Source organism: Amycolatopsis speibonae (assembly GCF_042647925.1).
GTDB lineage: Bacteria > Actinomycetota > Actinomycetes > Mycobacteriales > Pseudonocardiaceae > Amycolatopsis > Amycolatopsis speibonae.
On record NZ_JBHRWK010000038.1, the window covers coordinates 168,412 to 189,649 of the forward strand.

The 21,238-nt window shown below is 68.3% G+C and carries 9 protein-coding genes; 1 reads left to right on the forward strand and 8 read right to left on the reverse strand.

Annotated features, from left to right (window positions below):
• Nucleotides 1-159: 159 nt before the first annotated feature.
• Genes ACFOSH_RS24945 through ACFOSH_RS24965 form a run of 5 tightly spaced genes read right to left on the reverse strand, consistent with a single transcriptional unit; the run spans nt 160 to nt 12,912 of the window.
• Nucleotides 160-1,323: a glycosyltransferase gene (locus tag ACFOSH_RS24945; protein WP_378241464.1), complete on the reverse strand. Its 1,164-nt coding sequence runs from the start codon at nt 1,321-1,323 to the stop codon at nt 160-162.
• Complete coding sequence (locus ACFOSH_RS24950; protein WP_378241465.1) at nt 1,320-2,087, reverse strand: alpha/beta fold hydrolase; 768 nt, start codon at nt 2,085-2,087, stop codon at nt 1,320-1,322. The genes ACFOSH_RS24945 and ACFOSH_RS24950 overlap by 4 nt, the downstream gene beginning before the upstream one ends.
• A gap of 3 nt (nt 2,088-2,090) precedes the next feature.
• A complete protein-coding gene (locus tag ACFOSH_RS24955) occupies nt 2,091-2,366 on the reverse strand; it encodes an acyl carrier protein (RefSeq protein WP_378241466.1) in 276 nt (91 codons plus the stop codon).
• Nucleotides 2,363-6,346 carry a beta-ketoacyl synthase N-terminal-like domain-containing protein gene (locus ACFOSH_RS24960; RefSeq protein WP_378241467.1) on the reverse strand — a complete coding sequence of 1,328 codons (3,984 nt, stop codon included), beginning with the start codon at nt 6,344-6,346 and terminating at the stop codon, nt 2,363-2,365. The genes ACFOSH_RS24955 and ACFOSH_RS24960 overlap by 4 nt, the downstream gene beginning before the upstream one ends.
• Entirely contained in the window at nt 6,343-12,912 is a 6,570-nt protein-coding gene (locus ACFOSH_RS24965) for an SDR family NAD(P)-dependent oxidoreductase (protein WP_378241468.1), read from the reverse strand. Before ACFOSH_RS24965 ends, ACFOSH_RS24960 begins: the two co-directional genes overlap by 4 nt.
• A gap of 579 nt (nt 12,913-13,491) precedes the next feature.
• Here ACFOSH_RS24965 and ACFOSH_RS24970 point away from each other — a divergent pair.
• On the forward strand, nt 13,492-15,099 hold the full coding sequence (locus tag ACFOSH_RS24970; RefSeq protein ID WP_378241469.1) for an alpha/beta fold hydrolase: 1,608 nt from the start codon (nt 13,492-13,494) through the stop codon (nt 15,097-15,099).
• A gap of 157 nt (nt 15,100-15,256) precedes the next feature.
• Here ACFOSH_RS24970 and ACFOSH_RS24975 read toward each other — a convergent pair whose 3' ends face one another.
• From ACFOSH_RS24975 to ACFOSH_RS24985, 3 genes are all read right to left on the reverse strand, one after another.
• Nucleotides 15,257-15,490, reverse strand: coding sequence for a hypothetical protein (locus tag ACFOSH_RS24975; RefSeq protein ID WP_378241470.1), 234 nt, complete (start codon nt 15,488-15,490; stop codon nt 15,257-15,259).
• Between the two features lie 1,549 nt (nt 15,491-17,039).
• Nucleotides 17,040-19,430: an FxSxx-COOH system tetratricopeptide repeat protein gene (gene fxsT, locus ACFOSH_RS24980; protein ID WP_378241471.1), complete on the reverse strand. Its 2,391-nt coding sequence runs from the start codon at nt 19,428-19,430 to the stop codon at nt 17,040-17,042.
• Between the two features lie 981 nt (nt 19,431-20,411).
• A complete protein-coding gene (locus ACFOSH_RS24985; RefSeq protein ID WP_378241472.1) occupies nt 20,412-21,053 on the reverse strand; it encodes an HAD family hydrolase in 642 nt (213 codons plus the stop codon).
• Nucleotides 21,054-21,238 lie beyond the last annotated feature (185 nt).

The window sequence follows — 21,238 nt, forward strand, 5'->3', positions numbered from 1 at the left end:
CCACCGCTGAGCACTGCGCCCGCTCGGAGCACGATTTTCGCCCAGCGGCTCTTCGGTGGCGTCAGCGGATACCTCGTCCCGCCGGGTCGCGTGCGGAGGAAAGCCGATCTGGCGCCGATCTCGGCGAGAGTTGTCTGCCGCGAGTTCGGCCGGTTCCGGTCATTGTGGGGAGTGTGGTGTCGTGGGGAGCAGCCGGCAGAGGAGGTCGGCGGCCGCAATGGCGCCACCGGCACCCCTGAATGAGTCGCGGATGTGACGTGCCTTGGTTCGGTAGGCGGGATCGGTGAGGACGGTGTCGAAGGCGGAGCCGATGTGTCCCGCGTTGGCGCGGGAGAAGCGCAGACGCTCCGCTGCGCCTGCCGTGACCGCTTGGCCTGCGACGATCTGCTGGTCGTCTCGGATCGGTGCGACGACCAGGGGTACGCCGTGCCATAGGGATTCGCAGACGGTGTTGTGTCCGGCGTGGCACAGCACGGCGTCGACGGCGGACAGGATGGTGGCCTGAGGGACGGTAGGGAACACGGTTGTGCACGGTGGCTGTGGGCCGAGATACGCGCCAGGGTCGGCGATGATGGCGCGGAGAGCGCCGCCGCGTTCGGCGACGGCGTCCGCCGCCGCCGTGAGGAATGTCCCGGTGACGTCTTTGTTGGCGGTCCCCATGGTGATGAGCACGGTGGGCCGGTCACGGTACGGCCATGGCCAGAGCCACCCGGTTTCCGGCCGCCCGGTGAGAACCGGTCCCACGAGGTGCGTCTGGCGGGGGAGTGGGACGGGGCCGAGGAGTGCCTCGGTGGTGTAGGCGAGCACGAGATGCGGCGAGAGACGCAGGTCGCCGTGCCCTGTCAGGCCGAATCGTGTCCGTAGCCCGGCAAGGAGACCGGCGATCCACGCTTCGACCTTCGGCGGGTACGGGCTTGTCAGCTCCGCGGACGTGGAAGCCGAGGTCGCCCAGGGGAGACCGAACTGCTCGGCGACCAGCGCGCCCGCAAACGCTTGCTGGTCCGCGACGATCACGTCGGGCCGGAACCCCCGGACGGCCGCGGCGGTCTTGTCGACCATGGCCTCGGCCAGGGGAATCAGATAGTCCGACCACAGGAACCTGAGTGCTTCCGCGCCGAACACGTCCGGCCGTTCCTCGGCCCGTTCCGCAAAGGTGGCATGCACGACGTCGTAGATCTCGGCATCGCCGACCAGCGGCTTGATCTTCGTGGCGAGCCCTGCCCACGCGATCTCATGTCCCCGTTCCCGGAGCCGGTCGGCGACCCCGGTCAGCGGGTTGATGTGTCCCACCAGTGGCGGTACGACGAACAGGAACCGGCTCATCGCATCGACCGTTCGGTCAGCCACGGCACCAGCAGCGCCCGGACCTGCAGCGGTGCGTCGGCCAGCAGCAGGTGGGTCTGTCCTGGGATTACCCTCGTTTCACACGTCGTCAGCAGATCCTCGAGTTCGGCACGTACCAACGCGAGGTCGGACTGCTCGCCGAGTATCAGGAGTTTCGGGTGGGTGACGGCTCGGACCTGGTCGGGGGACAGTAGCCCGCTCGGGTCCAGTGAATCGGTCATCGCCGTGGTGTGTGCGGCCAGTTCCCGGCCGCGTGCGGCGGCCTTGTGGGCGACCTCGTCCTGTTCGGCCATGAAAGCCGCGTCGTTGATCACCGCGTCGGCCCGTGCCAGCGCGTCGGTCATCCGGTTCGCCCATGCCTTGGTCGGTGGCTCCCCCTCGATCATCGCGATATCCGCGACCCGGCCAGGGTGACGGTGCGCGAAGCTGATCGCGATGGTGGTGCCGAGGGAGTAGCCGACCAGATGGACGGGCCGGTCGACGCCGAGTGCGTCGAGCAGGGCGGCGAGATCCTCGCCCGAGTTCAGGAGGGTGTATCCGGTCGGGGGTCGTTCGCTGCGTCCGTGGCCGCGCAGGTCATAGCTGATCACGTCGAACCCGGCTTCGGCGAGCGGGCCGGTGAGGGTGAAGTAGAACGAGGCGAGCGAATCGGCCAGGCCGTGTACCAGCACGACGACGGGTGCACCGGGTCGTGGTTGCCGCTGGACGTGGAGTTCGACTCCGTTGGCGGTGACGAACGGCATGCCTCAGGCCGCCCGGCAGTGGTCGATGTAGTCGGCGAGATCGCCGACGGTGAGTGCGACGATCTCATCAAGGTCCATTTCGGACAGATGACGGGGGAGGTTGACCAGCTCACCGTATTTCTCATGGACATGGCCGCTGAGCACCACGAGGTCGATGCTTGCGAACGCGAGATCACGCTGGAACGCGGTTTCGCGGGTGATCGGGCCGTCCAGCTCGTAGCCGTCGAGGACGGTCTCGATCATCTCGGCGACTTCGGAAAGTGTGGTGTCGGTGCTCATGCGGTGCCTTCCTCAGGTGAGCAGACGATGACGTAGGACTTGCCTTCGTGGGAAAGCGGAGTTCCCGGTGCGGTGCCGGACGGAAGCACCTCGATGCCGACCGGCGTCCCCGGCGGGCGGACGGCGGCGGCCCCGATACCGTCGTGCCGCGCCACCGCGATGGTCAGATCGGGTAGCGGTGGCCCATGCCTGCGGGTCGCGGTCACTCGTCCGGGACCGGTGTCGGTGACTTCGAGTTCGATCGGGTACAGCTGGCCCCAGCCGATGTCCCACAAGTACAGGCGCACCGCGTCCTTGACCGCCATCCGGCCGAGCAGCCATCCCCTGCGGTCGCGGGGATGCTGACGTTCGTACTCGGTCCATTCGGGCCTGCTGAGATAACGCCGGGCCATGATCTCCCGGCTGGCCAGGCCGGGCCACGCTTCCCGCACCACCGCCCAGTCACCGGTCGGCCGTTCGGCGAGTACCGAGGTCCCGCCCGAGCGTTCCACCCCGCGCAGCCGTTCGTCGCTGGCGAATCGCTGCACGGTCCACCCCTCGGCGAATGCCCACAACCGGCCGCCGGGGCGGACCAGTTGGACATCCGCGGTCACCGTGGACTCGGTCACCGCCCGGATCCGTACGACGCAGGAAAGCCGTTCGCCGGCCGGTGGATGTCCGGTGTAGAAGCGAATTCGTTCGAAACGCACGGGGAATACCCGGCTGTTGCGGTCGAAGGTCTCCAGGATCCAGTAGCCGACGAGATGCCCGGCGTTGTCCAGCAGCGCGCCCGGCGCGGCGGGAGTGTTGATGACACCGCGCACATGGTCATCTGAGATCGCGGTGATCTCGGTGACGCCCTGATACGCCGGGCCGTGGAACATCCACCTTCGTTCGTAGAGTTCCCTCGCGGTCAGCCGAGGCCGCCGCTCGCCGGCGAGCGCCCCCGCCCAGACCGGTGGCGTCCGCGCCGGATACCGGCGGCCGAGTTCCACCGTCGCCCCGGCGTAGCCGCGCGCGGTCACCCGCACCTTGTCCAGCTGCTCCCGAACACACTCGAACGTCGCCTTCACCGCGGGTTCGACGGCCAGCCACTTCTCGAACCGTGCGTCGTGCACCGCCACCGGAACCGTGTCCGGCTCGGCGGCCAGTTCCATCATGAGCCGGACCAGTTCGGTGGCGGGCACGACCGGGAACCGATCGAAGTCGTCGGGCCAGTCTTCCGGGACCGCGTAGAAGCTGTGGTCGCGAAGATGCGGCATGACTCGCAGCGACATCTCCCGCGTCGTCGTTTTCGTTGCCTCCGTGGGGGAACGGCGGGCGGCGGCGAGCACACTGAGCGCGGCTTCGCGGGTGACGTGTAGCAAATCGTCCACTTCGGAGTGTCCGGAATGGACAGGATCCCGCTGATCGCCGAGCAGCCCGGCGGCGTCCGGGCCGAGAGAGACCAAGGGACTGCCGAGCCGCAGCTTGTCCAGTCTGCCTCGGGAGTGCCGTCGCAGCGGGGTGATCAGCTCGTCGCTGACCTCGCGGCCTTCCACCCAGAGCGCGGCGGTCACCCGGGCGAGCTGACCGAGACCGCTGTGCCGCGTCGTGTTCGCCGCGATCGCCAGATGGTCACGGTCCTTGAGCGTGTCGGAGATCAGTGTGTTCAGCCGGCCGGGACCGGCCTGGACGAACACTCGGGCGCCCGCGCCGTGCAGATTCTCGATCAGCGTGCGGAACCGGACGGTTTCCAGCAGATGCCGGTAGAACAGGGTCCGGACGTCGTCCGGGGCCGCCGGGTACGGCGACGCAGTGGTCGCCGACCAGATCGGACGGGTGGCCGGGCGCAGCGGCATCTTCTCGGAGCCGAGCCGGATCTGCTTCAGGTACGGCTCCAGTTCCGGGGTGTGGAAGCCGGAGCGGAACGGCAGCAGCTGCCCCATGATCCGCTCGTCGAGCAACTCGGACAGCAGCGTGCGCACCGGCTGTTCCGGCCCGCACACGATGCACTGGTTGGGCGAGTTGTCGTGCGACAACGTGATGCCGGTACCCGCGAGCCGGGGCAGCACCCGCTCGGCGGCACAGCCGAGTGCCGCGAACACCAGGTCGGGTACTTCGAAGGAGTCCACGGTGTAGGTGTCGAGCACGTGATCGAGCTGGTCGTCGTCGAACATCCCGGCCGAGATCATCGCGGTCCACTCACCGACGGAATGACCCGCGACGGCGTCAGGGGTGACACCGAGACGGTCCAGCGCGGCGTGGACGAATCGGCTGACCGCGACCACCGCGCGGCCGTGCCTGCCAAGGCTGTGTGAAGAAAGGTCCGGCAGCGGCAGGCTGAAATACGCCGCGATGTCGTCCAGCCGCGGCTCGAACTCGGCCTCCAGCCCGGGATGGACGAAGACCAGCCGGTGTCCGGGATCGGCGAGCAGGGGGCGAGGGCTGAACCAGACGTCGTCGCGACCTCGCCATGCGACGCCACTACGCACGGCCTTGCGCGCGGCGGCGAGTTTGCGCTCGGTGGGCTCGACCACGGCCAGCTTGATGCCGTGGCCGGTGGGCACCGGGTCCGGCTGGTCGAGCAGTTCGGCCAGCCGCTCCGGGCTCTCGGCGGACAACCGCAGCACCCGGATCGGCTCGCGAACCACCACGGGTGTGGCATGAGCGTCCTGTTCGAGGATCACGTGCGCGCTGATCCCGCCGAAGCCGAACGCGTTGACCGCCGCGCGCCGCGGACTCCGCCCCTGCCAGGGCCGGGCGGTGCCGATGGTGCGGAAGCGGGTTCCGGCCAAGGCCGGATGCGGGTTGTCGCAGTGCAAGGTCGGTGGGAGGACACCGTGGTGTACCGCCAACGCCGCCTTGACCAGCCCGGCCATTCCGGATGCGGGCATGGTGTGGCCGATCATCGACTTCACCGAGCCGATCACCGTGTGCTCACCGTTCGGCGAGCCGAAGACCTCCCGCAGGGTTTCCAGTTCGGCCGCGTCTCCGGTCGGGGTGGCGGTGGCGTGGGCCTCCAGCAGCCCCAGCGCGCCCGGCTCGGCCGGGTCCAGACCGGCCGCGGCCCAGGCCCGGCGGACCGCGCGGATCTGGCCCACCGACGCCGGGTGCATCAAGCTGACTCCTCCGCCATCGCTGGCCACGCCGGTACCCCGGATCACCGCGTAGACCCGGTTGCCGTCCGCCCGGGCGTCGGCGAGGCGCTTCAACGCGACGACCGCGGTACCTTCGCCGATGAGCAGGCCGTCGGCGTCACGGTCCAGCGGCCTGCTGCGTGCCGTGCGGCTGAGCGCACCCAAGCCGTTGAAGACGTTCCACAACGTCGCGTGGTGGCCGTGGTGCACCCCGCCTGCCAGCACGAAGTCGCAGCGGCCGCTGGTCAGTTCGGTGACCGCGTGGTCGACCGCGATCAATGAGGACGCGCAGGCCGCGTCGACGGTGTAGGCCGGGCCGCCGAGGCCGAGCCGGTTGGCCACCCGCGAGGCGGCGAGATTGGCCACCAGTCCGATGCGATCGCCCAAGGACTCCGGGCCGAGCCGGTCGAGATAGGCCGAACGCACCCGGGCCAGGTCAGCTGGGGACACATCGGGGAGCAGCTCGCCGAGCGTGTGCACGAGCTGGTCCGCGACGGCGGTGCGCTGGTCGATGCGGGCAAGTCCGGGGGTGAGGTAGCCGCCCCTCCCGAGGATCACCCCGGCCCGTCCGGGGTCGCCGATGGTGCGCTCGCCACCCGCGTCGGTCACCGCGGCCGTGGCGACGCGCAGGGCGATGAGCTGGTCCGGCTCCGTGCTGTCGAGCGCGGCGGGCATCACGCCCAGCGCGGCCGCGTCGACCGTGGCCAGCTCGCCGAGGAAACCACCCCGCGAACCTCGGAACTCCGGCATGCCGTAGCCGTCGGGCAGTTCGGTGATGGCGTCGACGCCGTGGGTCAGGTTGTGCCAGTAGGTGTCCAGGTCGGGTGAGCCGGGCAGCAGGACGGACATGCCGACCACGGCCACGTCGTTTCCGGTGCTCACCGGTGGCCCGCCGTGTAGAAGACAGACCGGATCGAACGGTCGCCCCAAGCGAGTTCGCGCAGCAGGGAGGCGGCGCCTTCTTCGGGGTCGATCAGGTCGACGCCCTGGCGGGCGTAATCGGCGGCCAGCTCCGGAGAGACCATCCCACCGAAGTCGGGATCGGGCGCCCACGGTCCCCAATGGACGGTGAGGACGCGTGTGCCGTGCTCCTCGGCCCAGCGTGAGCCGAGGAGCTCGATGGCGTCATTGGCGGCGGCGTAGTCGATCTGTCCCCGGTTGCCCAAGGAGGCGATGCTGCCGAACAGCACCACGAATCCGGGCGCGGTCGGCAGAGTGCCCAGGGAGTCCAGCAGGGTACGCGCGCCGTCGACCTTGGTGGAGAAGACCCGGCGGAAGGAATCGATTCCCTTGTCCGCCAGCAACTTGTCCTCGATCACGCCGGCGGCGAAGACCACGCCGTCGATCCGGCCGTACTCGGCGTGGGTCTGTTTGGCGAGGCCGGACAGGGATTCGTGGTCGGTGACGTCGACCGAGACGTATTTCGCCTCGCTGCCGTGCGCGCGGAGTCGCCGCAGCGTCGTCCGGATCTGTTGTCGTGCCAGGAACCGGCGTGCGGCCTGATCGATGCCGGCGGGGTCCCGGAGCCCCGTTGTCGCCAGTGCGGCCCGCGCGCCGGCGAGGTCGGTGGCGGTGAAGCCCACCGGTTCGCTTTCGGCGGTGAGCTCAGTGCGACCTGCCAGCACGAACCTGCACCCGCTCGATGCGGCGACGGTGTCGGCGAGCCTGGCGGCGATCCCGCGTCCGCCGCCGATCAGCAGGAGCACTGAGTCCGGGCCGAGGCCGGCGGTGTCCGGCTGACCACCCGTCTGGCCCATCCCGACGGCTCCGAGGCCGGCCGGTGAGAGGACGCGGGTGGTACGCCGGGCACCGACCCGGGCCACCGGACGTCCGTCGTCGACACGCAGTTCGGTGACGACGTGCTCGGCGAGCGCCGCGTCCGTCTCCGCCGGGTCGGTCTCGACCAGCCGGGTCAGCGAGGACGGGGCCTCCAGCGCCAGCGAACGCATGAACCCGCGAAGACCCAAGGCAGCGGGCCTGTCCGGAGCCGCGACGGCCACCACCCAGCGCAGGTTCGCCGCCGCCCGCATGAGCGGGAACTGCTCCGGCAGCACGGGATCGTCGGCGGCGAGGGACAAACCGCCGAGGTGGATCAGCCCATCGACGTCATCCAGGCTGTCGGTGACGGCCTGGGCTTTCGCGCCCTCGGCGGCCAGCCGGTCGCTGAGCGCCGTCAGCTGCCCTGGTGTGCCACCCGCGATACCGAAGGTGTGGCCGGACAAGGCGACGACGGGTTCCGCCGGTGCGTCGGCCTCGGTGAGCACGAACCGGCGCGGCGCCGCCTTGTGTGGTGCCGGTGTGTCGAGTGCGGAGGCGGGAGTCGCCGCCGCATCGCCGCCGATCCGGTCGTCCAGCCACCGGGCGATGGCGGACGCGGTGCGATTACCCGTCAGTTCTTCGACCGCGGACGAGTCGAACGGACCGTGGTCGGCATACCGGTTGGTCAGCTCGCCGATGAGCTCGGTGCGCTTGATCGAGTCGATCGACAGATCCGCCTCCAGATCCAGATCCGGCTCGATCATCTCCACCGGGTAGCCCGTGCGCTCACTGATCAGCGTCGTCACGGCGGCGAGTGTGTCGCCATCGTGGGCGGCGACGGTGCTTGCCGGATCCTCGGTCACAACCGGTGCCGAGGGTTCAGTCAGCGGTGGATGAGCGGAATCCTCCGGGACCGCCCCGAAGTAGGCGAGCATCGCGTCGCGCGGGCCGGTGACCAACTCGCGAACCGTGCGCAGATAGTCGGTGACCACCTCGTCCCGTGACAAGCCACCGGTCCGGTGTGCCGGGCCATGGAGCCGGACCCGCTTCGGCGGTACCGGCCCGCCCGCGACGAATTCACCGTCGGCCGTGCGCACCGCTTGCCCGTCCACAGTCCACTGAGGACGTTTCGCCGGTTGGTCGCCTGGTTCGGTGGCGCCACGCCCGCGCAGCAACGCACGCGCGTCCACTGGCACGCCGCAGACCGCCAGCCGGGCCAGAGCGATCAGCGCGCCGGTCAGGCCACCACCGGCTCGTTCGAAGTGGACTGTCTCATGTGGACGATCGTCGAGGGTGGCCGCGACGAGGCTGCTGAGCACCGTGCCTGGGCCCGTCTCGACGAATATCCTGGCGCCGTCGGCGTACATCGCCTCGATCTGCTCGGAGAAGCGCACCGGAGCGCCGAGCTGGGCGCCCAGTTCTGTCCGGATGGCCACCGCATCGCCCGCATAAGGTGCCGCCGTGCGGTTCGACCACACCGGCACTTCGGGGCGCCGCAACGGATACCCGGCCAGCATCTCCTCGAACGCCGGACCGGCGGCCGCGACCAGAGGGCTGTGGAAGGCGCACGCCACCGGCAGGGGCTTGGCCTGGATCCCGGACCGCTTCAGCGAAGCCATCGCCTCGGCGATCGCTGCCGTGCCGCCGGAGATCACCACCTGCCTGGGGGAGTTGTGGTTGGCGATCACCACGCCGGTGCCCGCCAGCAGTTCGGCCACCTCGGCCGCGTCGGCGGTCACCGCCGCCATAGCGCCGGGATCGGCTCCCGCGGAGCTCAGGATGGCGTTCGCGCGTGCCAAGCTGAGCTCGGACAACTCACGTGGGCTGAAGACTCCTGCCACCGCCAACGCGATGAGTTCGCCGTAGCTGTGTCCGGCGAGCATGTCCGCCGCGACCCCGGCCTTGGCCAGAAGTGCGTGTACCGCCAGGCCCGCGATGCCGAGCGCGGGCTGGGCAACGCGGGTGTCGCGTAGCCGTTCCCGCTGCCGCCGCGCTTCTCCCTCGGTGAACGCGGTTCCCGGATACATCGCCGCGGCGACGTCGGCGGCGTCTCGCAACAGCTCTTGCGACTCGGGGAACGCGACGAACAGGTCGGCCGCCATCCCCACTCGCTGGCTACCCTGCCCTGGGAACAACAGTGCGACCTTGCCGCCTGGCCGCTCGAAGAACACCTGGTCGCCGCCGCGTCCTGCCTCGGCGTCGTCGAGTAGCCTGGCCAGCTCGGTCACGTCACGGGCGACCACGGCGATCGCCGCGCGGCCGCGGAACCGGCCGGCCGCCGCGGTGGCCAGGTCACGCATCAGGGCGCCGTCGGACCGTTCGAGCAGCTTTCGCAGAGCGACTACATCGTCCTTGCCTGCGAACAGAAAGAGCTCCGTGGACCACTGGTCGGCGCCGTGACGAGGGTCCGGCCCGGCGTGCCCGGCCAGCACCGCGTGGTAGTTCGTGCCGCCGAAACCGAACCCGCTCAGGCCGGCGACCCGGGTTTCGGCAGGTGCGGCCCACGGCAGCGGTTCGGCGGTGAACGCCAGTGGCCCGGACGGCCCGGTCCACGCGTCGTTCGGCTCGGACAGCAGCGAAGTCGGCGGCCGGGTCCCGGTGTGCACCGCCAGCGCCACCTTGATCAGCCCGGCGATCCCCGCGGCGCATTTGGTGTGCCCGATCTGCGACTTCACCGAACCCAGCACGGCGGATCCAGGGGACGCGCCCGCCTCCGCGAACACAGTCTCCAAAGTGGACAGTTCGGTCCGGTCGCCGACCGCGGTCCCGGTGCCGTGCGCCTCCACCAGACCCACCTGCGCGGGCGAGAGCCTCGCGTTCGCGTAGGCACGCTGGAGCGCGCGGCGCTGCCCGTCCGGCCGTGGCGCGGTCAGCCCGAGGGAGCGGCCGTCGCTGGACCGGCCGATCCCCTTGATCACCGCGTACACCCGGTCGCCGTCGCGCGCGGCGTCATCGAGGCGCTTGAGCACCACGCACCCGACGCCCTCCCCGAGAGCGATCCCGTCGGCGGAGGCGTCGAACGCCTTGGACCTGCCGGTCGGTGACAGAGCGCCGACTCCGTCGAACAAACGGTAGTCGTAGACGCCGTTGTGGGTGTCCGCGCCGCCGCACAGGACGAGATCGGCGACGCCAGTGGTCAGTTCGCGGCAGGCGGCGTCCAGCGCGGCGAGCGATGACGCGCAGGCCGCGTCGACGGTGAAGTTCGCGCCGCCGAGGTCTAGCCGGTTGGCGATCCTACCGGAGATCACGTTGGCCAGGACGCCGGGGAAGGTGTCCTCGGTGAAGTGGGGCAGCTGGGTGTCCAGCTCGGTGGGTACGTCGGACAGATAGGACGGCAACATCGAGCGCAGCAGGACCGCGTTGGACAGCTCGCCGCCGGACTCGGCACCGAAGATCACCGCGGTCCGCTCGCGGGGGAAGGCGCGCCGGTCATAGCCCGCGTCGGCCAGTGCCAGCCGCGCCATCTCCAGCGCCAGCAGTTGCACCGGTTCTATCCGGCCCAGCGATGCCGGCGGGATCCCGAATCGCAGCGGATCGAACGGGATCCGCGGCAGGAAGCCGCCCCACTTGGACGTGACGTCCTGGTGGACGGTGCTGTCCCAGCGCTCTGTGGGCACCTCGGTCACCGAGTCGGTGCCTGTGAGGATGTTCCGCCAGTATCCGGCCAGATCGACGGCGCCGGCGAAGACCCCGGACATGCCGATGATCGCGATGTCCAGTGGCGGCGGCGCCTGCTCCCGCGTTTCGGCAGCCGTGACCTGTCCGGCAGCCCGATCACGGAGCAGGGTCATCGCTCCGCTGGTCACCTCGGCGTGCAGATCCGCGATGGTGGTGACGGCCTCGCGCAGGACCGCGACCTGCCCGGCCATGAACAGCCCCTGGCCGAGCTGTTCGACCTCGTCGACCTTGACCAGCTCTCGGCCGTCACGTCGCAAACCCTTGCTGGCCACCCGGAGCCTGCCGATGTTCAGCTCCTCCAAGCGCTGCCACACTTGGCGCTCCGGAACGCCCTCGCCGCTCAGTTCCGTGCGAACACGGTCGAATTCGGTGGTGAACGGACTCGGCACACACCGGGTCAGGTGCCCGGGCGCCGTCTCCAGCACCGCCGTCCGCCCCGCTGAGACGACCTGCCGCTGGAAGGCCGGACCCACTGCCCCGGTGGCGACCGCCTCCGCGGTGAACAGATATGCGGTGCCCATCAGGACACCGATGGCGACTCCACGGGCGGCCACCGGGGCGGCCATGGCCGCGACCATCGCCGCCGATCGGGCGTCATGCACGCCGCCTGCGAAAAGCACCTCGATCCCGTCGCCGGGATTCCCGTCGAGGTGGTCCAGCAGAGTCGTGATCTGGCTTTGCCACAGGCAAAAACTCGACCTCGGGCCGGTGTGGCCGCCGCACTCCGCGCCTTCGAAGACGAACCGGCGCGCACCCGCCGACAGAAACTGCGCCAGCAGCCGTGGTGAAGGTACGTGCAGGAATGTGGCGATGCCGTCCGATTCCAGCTCGGCAGCCTGTGCCGGACGGCCACCGGCGATGATCACCGCGCGCGGGCGCAGTTCACGGATGACGGCGAGCTGGGCCGCCCGGGTCTCTTCCGGAGCGAAACCGAGAATGCCCGCGCCCCAAGGCCGATCGCCGAGCAGGTCCGCCGCCGAGGTCATCATCTCGCGGCTGCGTTCTCCGTCGGCCAGCGCCAGTGCCAGGAAAGGCAGACCGCCGGCGTCCGCGACCGCCGCCGCGAAACCGGGGACGTCACTGACCCGGCTCATCGGGCCCTGGACGACGGGGACCGTGATCCCCAGCCGTGCGGCCAACGGCGAGCCGGGCGCCAGGATGCCCGCTGGATCGGCGTTCGCCATGTCGTCCATTGCTGTGTGCAACGCACGTACCAATGCACCTGCCGAGCCGTAGCGGCGGGCGAAGTCCGCGGCGAGCGAGCCGTCCTGTCCGAGGGGAACGAGACCGTCGCCGAGGCGGGTCGCCACGTCCTGCTCGTCGGTCAAGGCCAGCAGCTCCGCCGGGACGGGTGCGAGACGTGACGACAACACGCGATGTCCGCCGAGCACGATGGTCTCGGACCCGTCCATCACCCGGACCGCCTCGGCCACCGCGGTCTCAGGCTCGGCGTCGTCCAGCAGCACGAGCTGGCTGTCGAGCACGACTCCAGCGGCACCCCCGCTCAGGGCGGCCACCGCCGTGTGCGGGCCGATACCGCCTGCCGCGTACACCGGCACATCCACCGCCGCGACGAGTTGCTGTAGAAGCACGAACGTGCTCAGATCACTTATCCGGCCACAGGATTCATTGCCCCTGGCCACCAGTCCGGCCGCGCCGGCGTCGATCGCGGCCCGGGCGTCGTCAAATCCGGTCACCTCGACCAGCACCCGTTTGCCCAGCGCTGCGGCCTCGTAGACCGCGCTCAACTGAAACCAATCCAGCACGACGGTCGTGACCTGCTCAGGAAGCTCACTGATCGGGAACGCGCACCGTGCGCCGATCCGGACGCCGAACGGGGCGGTCGTCCACCGCTGGACCCGGTCCAGTTCCGCTCGGGCGGGGCGATCCCCGCTCACGAGATCGAGCACTCCCGTCGCGCCGGCCGCGGCGAACGCCGAGACCAGCCGCGCACCCGGCCTGCCCGGCGGGGAGATGCCGATCACGGAACTCGGCGAACGGAAAACGGACACGCGGAACCTCCACGACCAGAAAGGACCAGGGGAACAGGAGAGTCGATAGCCCACCCACAGCGGGTAATGAGGACGTGCTCGGTCATGTCCGTTTCACGGGACAGTTCCGGCCGACGCGTAGAGAACTAACAGTCCAGTCACGTCCTGTCAATTCGATCGACCTCGACCGAGGGCAAGATCACGCTGAGCCGCGACTGTTATTCCATTGTGGACAGTGGGGCCTGTTGGCAAACGAGGGAATGCAAGGGTTTCGCTAGCGCGAAGTTCTTCTGTGTGCGTGGAGGTGCATCGGATCTCGCCCTGTATCGCATTGGCGGAAAGTGTGAAAGAGGCGCGTGGCGATCTTGCCTCAAATACTTCCCATTCCTGTCCTTTTGGTCTCGAACGTCGAGGCTTGTGGCGTGTTCGGGATTTCTGTTGCGCCATTCAGGGAATGCCGGCCGGAACGTGGGCATACTCTCGGTAGTCCGCTCCCTATCAGGTGACCCTTGTTCAGTTGATCTTGGCGTCGCTTGGCGCCGCGAGCCGCGATGCTCTCTGTCGATCATCCGGTCAAGTTCAGACGAGGAGCGACCATAGATGCACCGTGGGAAGATCACTTCGGCAGTCGCTGTCGCCGTGCTCAGTGTGGTGGCCTGTGTGACGGCGCCGGCGGCCGCGGCCGCCGACGTGGCGTGGGCACCCTGTGCCGAGGAATGGCTCGGCGGCTTGGAGTGCGCCACCGTCGAGGTCCCGAAGGACTACGGCGACCCGGCGGCGGGCACCATCACGATCGCGATCAGCAGGCACAAGGCGACCGATCCGGACCGTCGCCGTGGCGTCCTGTTCACCAACCCGGGTGGGCCGGGCGGGGCAGGCCGCTGGCTGGCCGCCGACTACGCGAGCCAGCCGATCGCCGCGGTGTACGACATCATCGGCATCGACCCGCGCGGCACCGGGGCCTCCACGCCTCTGCGTTGCGACGCCACCCGGCCGACCGGTTCGGTGATGCTGCTGAGCCGTCCGACGGACGACGAGCTGGGACTGTTCTCTTCGGTCGCGCACGACCGGGAAGTGGCCTGTGAGAAGGGCGGCGGCGACTTCCGCAGGTTCGTCACCACCGCCGGCACCGCGCGGGACATGGACGGGATCCGTGCGGCGCTGTCCGAGGAAAAGATCAGTTACCTCGGTGTTTCGTACGGCACATGGCTGGGCGCGGTGTATGGGCAGCTGTTCCCCGGCCGGCTGGACCGCAGCGTGCTCGATTCCTCGGTCGACCCGACGAAGACCTGGTACGAACAGTACGACGACAACAACAAGTCAGTCGAGTTCAACTTCACCCAATGGGCGCAATGGGTCGCCAAACGCAACAGCGCCTTCGGACTGGGCAAGACGCCCGAGGACGTGCGCGCCGCAGTCGACGCGATCTCCGCGCACGTCGCCGCCAACCCTGGCTTCGCGGGCATCATCAACCGTGATGACTTCGACGCGGCAGTCGGCAAGTTCACCCGATACCGGCCCTACTGGGCGGCCTTCGCCGAGAACATCAGCGCCGTCACCGCCCAACGGAACGGCGCTCCCGCCGACCCGGACCTCGCCACCGCCAACACCGCGACCGGCCGGATGATCGAGAACGAGGCGAACGAACCCGACGAGAACGGCGTGTTCGCGACCGCGACCTGCGACTGGGAGACCCCCACGGATCAGGAGACGTACTACGCGGGCATGCGCCGGTGGCGCGACTCATTCCCTTACGGCGGAACCGTGGCGTCGATGGCACCGACCACCTGCGCGTACTACCCGCACCAAGGCGAGGCGGAGGTGAACATCGGGGCGCGGCAGTACCCGACCGGTCTCGTTCTCAACGCCGACGGCGACCCGCAGACTTCGCTGGTGTCGGCCAAGAGGATGGCGACCACACTGGACGAACCACTGATCACGGTAACCAACGAAGGCGCCCACGGCGTCTACGGAATGACCGATGTCCGCGACGACAGCGTCGCGCGGCCGAATACCTGCGTCGACAACCTGGTCAACGCCTACCTGATCGACGGCACTCTGCCGGACGGCGATCAGGTATGTGCGACAAGCAATCCTGCCGCCCACATCCCGGCCGACGGCACGCCGATCACCGGCACTCCCGCGGACGAACCGGATCTCGCCGCGCTCGCCAAGCGACCGGCCGAACATCCCCGGTACGGTCACTGACCGCGACGCCGCCGTCGCGGACGACCTCGCAGTCGGCAAGAGGCACCAAACCCTCTCTGACGAGTTCGTCGAAGGTCGGAGACGAAGGCCGAATGCGGTTCTCGTGATCGACGTTGGCGACCGGCAGATCCTCAGTCTGCGGCGACGACGCCGCGGATCACGCTCGCGCCGGCGAGCCCTGCTTCGTGGTGTGGCGGACGACCTCTCTGTAGAGCGGCCGGTGATGCACGATGCCGGTGTCCCCGACGAAGATCGTCGCCCGTAGACCCGGCCCGCCGAACTGAAGAACACCGGACGACCACGAACCGGACAACACGGTGGGGACTTCCCGGCGGCACGGAGGAATGGGGATCCGGAGTTCCGCGATGTCCGGTTCGGGTGCGGTGATCATCCGGTCTCGAGGAGACGCTCCTTCACTCAGATGACCGCGCATCTGCGGTCCGCCGTGTGGCGGAGCAGATCATCGTGGTAGGCGCTCGGCGAGGCCAATTGCGTATGGCCTCGCCGAGCTACGGCTTCCGAAGGGATCTCCGGGAGTCACACACTACGGGGAGATCCATATGACCATAACGGAAGGTCTTACCTTCGAGTCGAAATTGAGTAAGCCTGCCCGGGTGAGAATTCCTGGGCAGGCCGAGGATCGACAAAGTCTTCTTCCGGGAAGTGCAACTGCCGCGAGGCATGGTGGTCCTTGACGGCCGGGGTGTCATTCGCTCGGTGATATGATCGTCGATTATTCCGGAGGTCTATCGCTCCGTCGTTTGCGTCGATGCTTGCGGTTCACCTGTGGTGGTTCAGCTGAGGGTGTGCTGTCAGGAGGGGGTCCCGGGTTCCGCTGGGAAACCTCAGAGGTCCGTACATCGTGCAGGATCTCCAAGACCCGACATGCGCGTTCGAAGTCCGCTTTGGTTTTGGCTTTGAGCGCCCGCCGGACTGCGTTTCGCTCGCTTCCTGCCCGCATCAGACTGGGTAAGATTGGCGCCAAAAGGCGAATCAGCTGGGCAACTACGCCCACTGCGACGGCGATGGTCGCGGGAACGGTTCCCGACTCGATGATTGTTCGAAAAACATCTTGCACGGCCGGCTCCTGCCGCTTTGGGCGGGGAGCACGCGTAGGCCTATGTTGGCGCGAGAACTCCTCCGCGAATGACTGGGGAATTAGTCATTCGCGCAGTGTTCGGTCCCCGAGGCGTGTGTCCCGAGAACAGCAAGAGATCATCTGGAGTCCGTGCGGCCGCCGAGGGCTTTGGTCGACGCGCTAGCTGCAACAGCCCACGTCTTATCTGGCTGGCAGGGTTGGCGCGTTGCCAGAGGCGAATCAACCGTTGCAAGAACAAGCGCAACGCCTCGAACTGCCTTAACCGCCGTCGTGCCGCGCTCACCGTCAGCACAGCCAGTGCGGGAGACGTCGCAGCCTCCGTGCCGCTCGAATCCCTGACGGCAGGGAAGGCGAGTTGGAAAAAGATCCACATCTTTAGCGAGCGAAGGCGTTTCTCCGCGTTGGGCCGAAGTGGCCCGCTATCCGGATCCCAAGCGCGATTGAAAAAGTCCGAGTGGAAGTGCTCAAGGTGAGCAGCTTTCTCCGGGGGCGCTGAGGCGATGTCGACGTCAAGGTCGACGATAGGGCGAGCAGGCGTCCCGAACTTTCGGATAATTGACCTGGGTGTGAAATGTGCACGCAGGCACGACTCGACGAAATTTGCCGTCTTTCCGGTGCCTGTGCCGCTGTTGAGCAGCGCCCTGTGGGATGGGTGCTCGGATGCGGCCATGCGCCAAGTATGCCAGACACGATCGGCAACTCGCTGGTCGCGATCGGCGAGCTTCCCTGGCGTATGCACCCCGCGTTCCCTGCTCAACGGGAACACCGGGCGGGCGCGGACTCTTCGAACTGCTGGCCTCTCGCCTTGTGGAGGAAAGCCCGGGCCGGTGTCGAACAAGTGCTAAAGGCGACTCCGCCATTTGGCGAGGCTGTCCCGCACAGCGTTCGTGTGCGGGTGAGCGGGTCCCAGGACGCGATGGTAGTCCGCGAGTAGTTCGTCGAGCTCCGTGACAGCGTCCGAGATGTCGCCCGCTTTGGCGCGCCAGTATGCGAGGTTGTGGCGTACTGCGAAGGTATGCGGGTGTTCGGGGCCGGATATGCGTACCCGGTCTTCGAGTAGTTCTTGGAATCCGGCCACAGCCTTTGAGACCTCGCCCCCTTGGCCTTGCCAGTAGGCCAGGTTATGACGTGTGGCCAAAGTGCGGGCGTCGTCGGGTCCGGATACCTGGGTTCGGCTGGGCAGCAGCTCCAGCAGTGCGGCTGCGGCGCCCTGAGGGTCGCCTGCGTGGCCTCGCCAGTACGCGAGGTTGTGGCGAATGGTGAGCGTACTGGGATGTTCGGGCCCGAGGATGCGGATGTAGTCAGAGAGCAAGGTGCTGAAGGCTCTCTCGGCGCCGTAGGGATCGCCTGCTCTTCCGCGGCGGAATGCGAGGTTGTCTCGAGTGCTGAGCGTGTCGGGATGTTCCGGTCCCAGAACGCGCAGACGATCCTCGAGCAGCGTGCGGAAAGCGGTGACCGCCCCAGGCTGGTCACCTGCTTCGCCCTGCCAGAACGCCAGCTGATGGCGGGCCGTAAGACTGTCGGGATGATCGGGGCCGAGCCGCTCTGTCGTGGCTGTGATCAGCGTGCGGTGGTAGTCGATCGCGCTGACGACCTGTCCGGCTTCACCGATGCTGCGCCCCATGCGAAACAGGACGGGGTGTGCTTCCCCGACAATGAGACAGTCTCCAGCCGCCACAATGAGCTGATCAGTGTTGTCGCGCAGAACGGTGGCGAGCCCGGTGTCGCGATCGACCTCCGGCCACGTTTGTGTGAGCGCGTCGGCCAGGGCTCGGCTGACTATGCTCAGCTGAGCGGCTGCGAGGGTTTCGCGGACAGCCCGCTGGACAAGGGCGTGAACGCGCACGCTGGCGTGGGGCTGCCGCTGATCGAGAGCGAGCAGACTGAACCTGTGCAGGGCCTCCAGCCCGCCCGCCACGGTCTCGGCGGTGATGTCCTGTTCCAGCAGGGCGGAAACGTAGCTCGTGACGGCGTCGGTGGTGAAGACCATGATCGGGATACCGGCCGGGTCCAGCAACGACGCCAACTCCAGGACCGGCAGGGCGAGGCCGGCGGGGTCAAGCTGGTCGGCGGCCTCGATCGACAACGACCAGGTCACGGCCACGGTCTTTTCGTGTTCGTCAGGCAGGTCCCGGTCGGTCGGGAGGACGTCCTGCAGCGTGCCCCGTCGGTCAGCGAGCCGTGCACGGTAGGCCGCGCAGGCCAGCAAGGGTTTGTTGATCAGGTAGGCAGCGGCCTGGGCCAGCGCCAGCGGTAAATACCCCAGGTCGTCGGCGAGACCCGCGAGGTCTTCGGCCCCGGTGCGGGCGTGGTCGGGGAGTTTGTCCGTGAGGTAGTCCATGGCTTCATCGGGGGTGAACAGGTCGACGTCGAGGACCTCGCGGCGGTCACCACGCAACGCGGCGTCGCGGCAGCGGGTGGTCACCACAACCTGCCCGGCCGCCGAGTGCGGTGGCCACAAGCCGGTCAGATGGGAGGGGTCCTGCACGTCATCGAGGACGACCAGCCACGGATCGGAGGTTTCGGCCAGCCATTCCAGCAATCGCCGACATGCCTGATCGGGCGCGATCGGGTCCTGGCCGAGCAACTCGACGGCGACATCGGTGTAGCCGGCGGTGATGGCATCTCTGGTGCGGGCGGAAATCCACACCAGCAGATCCACCTCCTGGTTGTCCCACACAGTGTGGGCATGGTCCGCGGCCAGCTGGGTCTTGCCCACCCCGCCCAGCCCCGTGAGCACACTGGCCGGCGTCGTGGTGGCGGCGCCGGTGAGCACCGTGGTACCCCCACCTTCGATCGAGCGGGTCAACGCCGCCGCGACGGTGCGGCGCTGGAACGCGCCGGCCCGCGGCGGCACCGCGCCAAAACGTCGTCGCCGCCGCTGTTCAGGCGGGGCGGCAGTGCCTTCGACAGGCGGGCACGAATCACCAGGTGAGCCCTGCTCCAGCGCGAAGACCAGCGCCTCGTGCCGGTGGCGCCACTGTCCGAGCAGCATGTCCTGCGGCGGCATCGTCAACTTCTTGGTGTGCCCCACGTGGACGCACGCGGTTACGAACGCCGCGACCCGCTCCCACGGCGGAACCCGGGTGAAGTTCCCGGCCAGCAACCTCGACACCGTCGTCTGCCTGAGCTGCTCCGGGTCTTGCCTCTGCAGATCGGCCTGGGTCGCACCAGCCAGAGCGAGCAGCTGCTTGAGCTCGTCGACGAACCGAACCCGCGGATCCACCGTCACCCGTGTTGCCCCCTTTCTGAAATCTCACCACGATCCACCCGCGTGCGACTCGGAAGAATGGCTCTGACCAGCGAAAACATTCGGGTTTGTCCCGCCTTCAACCGGAACGCCTTCCCACCCAGTCCGGCAGTCCATGGTGGTCACCAGCAGGCCTGCCCACACCCTCGACCACAAAGGAGCACATCATGCCCCGCATCCGCTACCACCGACCTCGCCCGTTGGTCCACGCCGTTCTCGGCGGTGCCCTCTCCGGGATCACCCGCGCCGTGCTCGACTGGATCCTGCGCACTTTCACTCCCTAAGCAGGGGGACGCGGCCGGCCGGGCCGCCGTTACAGCAGTTCGGCCGGTCCCTGCCACCCGGGACCACGGGCCAACGGGGACCGTCGGCCCGCGGTGAACGCGCAGCAGAAGGCCATCACCTGCCGCGCCACAGTCCACCAAGACACCCGCGGTTCGGCAGGCCCCACGAAGCATGCCGGGCCGGGCGGCCGCATGCGATGGCTGTCTTGAAGCGGCGAGGGTTCCCCGGCGCCACGGGAAGTCGCCGGACAGAAACAGCGACCTCCCGTGGTGAGGTGCTCCGGGCGCGATCTCCGTCGCGAGGTGTGGCGTATGCGCTTCGCCAGCCGGCAAAATGTTGCAGCCAAGTGCAGGCGAGCGGAGCAGGACATGGACGGAGAAAGCTGGGCGGGGCAAGGCCACTTCCCTGCTGGGAAAGGCACAGCGCAGCTTGACGAGCGCATGACGGCACCGGGGGAAGGGCCTCCGCTCGGCGGCATCGACCGGCCGCGTAATGGACACGTCGGCGCCGATCTTGCCAGGTCGGCCATGGAGGACTTCGTGGTCGAACGGCAGCTCCTCGTGTGTGAGGTCTGCTGGCTGGTCGGGCGGGAAGTACGGGGTCGGCCGCACGTGGCTTCCCTGGTTACTGCGGCCACACGACGATGCGCGGCTCTGATATCTGCTCGGCGGACTGTGGTCAGGGAACGAGCCGATCAGGAAGTTCGGCGAGCGACTCGATCACCCAGTCAGCGTTCTTGCGGACGATCGGGTCGTTCGCCCATAAGTATCCATACGGGCCGCGGCGGATCAGTGCCGTCCGCAAACCAGCCATGCTGGCCGGGACTACGTCGTTGTCGCGGTGATCGCCGACGTAGAGAATCTCGTGTGGCTCGCCCGGCGCGAACTCGGTAACCCTTTGGAAGAATCGTGTGTCCGGTTTCGCGACTCCCCACTCGCCCGACGTCGCGAGAGCATCGACGGGTAAAGCAAGTCGTCGAAGGAGCTCAGCGGCACGGTCGGTTTGATTGCCCGCGACCCCGATCCAGTAGCCCGCATTTTTCAAGGCCGTCAGTGCGGACCGCACGTCGGGGTACAGATCCGACTCCTCGATCCGTTCGCCAACCCCGGCCTCTTCCCGCAATTGGCGCTCGACGGCTAGATCGAACCCAGGGCGAATGAGCTCGAACGCCTCAGCGTTGTTCCGACCGGTTGCCGTGAGCGCGCCGACGAGGCCGGACAACGTGTTCAACGGAACGCCTACCCAATCGGCCCAGGCACCCCACTCCCGGTCGTCTTTGATCAACGTCTCCCCGACGTCAAGCACCACGGAGCGGATCACACTGCTCCTACCTTCCGCTGATCGATCGTCCACCATCGACTACCGGCTCGCCACCTGCCCTCGACGCTGCGTGTCACAAGGCATGGCAGGATGCCAGCCGTACCTATGCTCGACCCTCTATCCGGCGCGTCGTCGCAAGGCTGCGGACGCGGATGGCTGCCGTACAGCGACCAACAGGACTCAGT

Bases quoted from the DNA above. Each gene is read 5' to 3' on its own strand.
- ACFOSH_RS24955 (WP_378241466.1), bottom strand. From the start codon at position 2,366: ATGAGCACCGACACCACACTTTCCGAAGTCGCCGAGATGATCGAGACC.
- ACFOSH_RS24950 (WP_378241465.1), bottom strand. From the start codon at position 2,087: ATGCCGTTCGTCACCGCCAACGGAGTCGAACTCCACGTCCAGCGGCAA.
- ACFOSH_RS24970 (WP_378241469.1), top strand. From the start codon at position 13,492: ATGCACCGTGGGAAGATCACTTCGGCAGTCGCTGTCGCCGTGCTCAGT.
- ACFOSH_RS24945 (WP_378241464.1), bottom strand. From the start codon at position 1,323: ATGAGCCGGTTCCTGTTCGTCGTACCGCCACTGGTGGGACACATCAAC.
- ACFOSH_RS24975 (WP_378241470.1), bottom strand. From the start codon at position 15,490: ATGATCACCGCACCCGAACCGGACATCGCGGAACTCCGGATCCCCATT.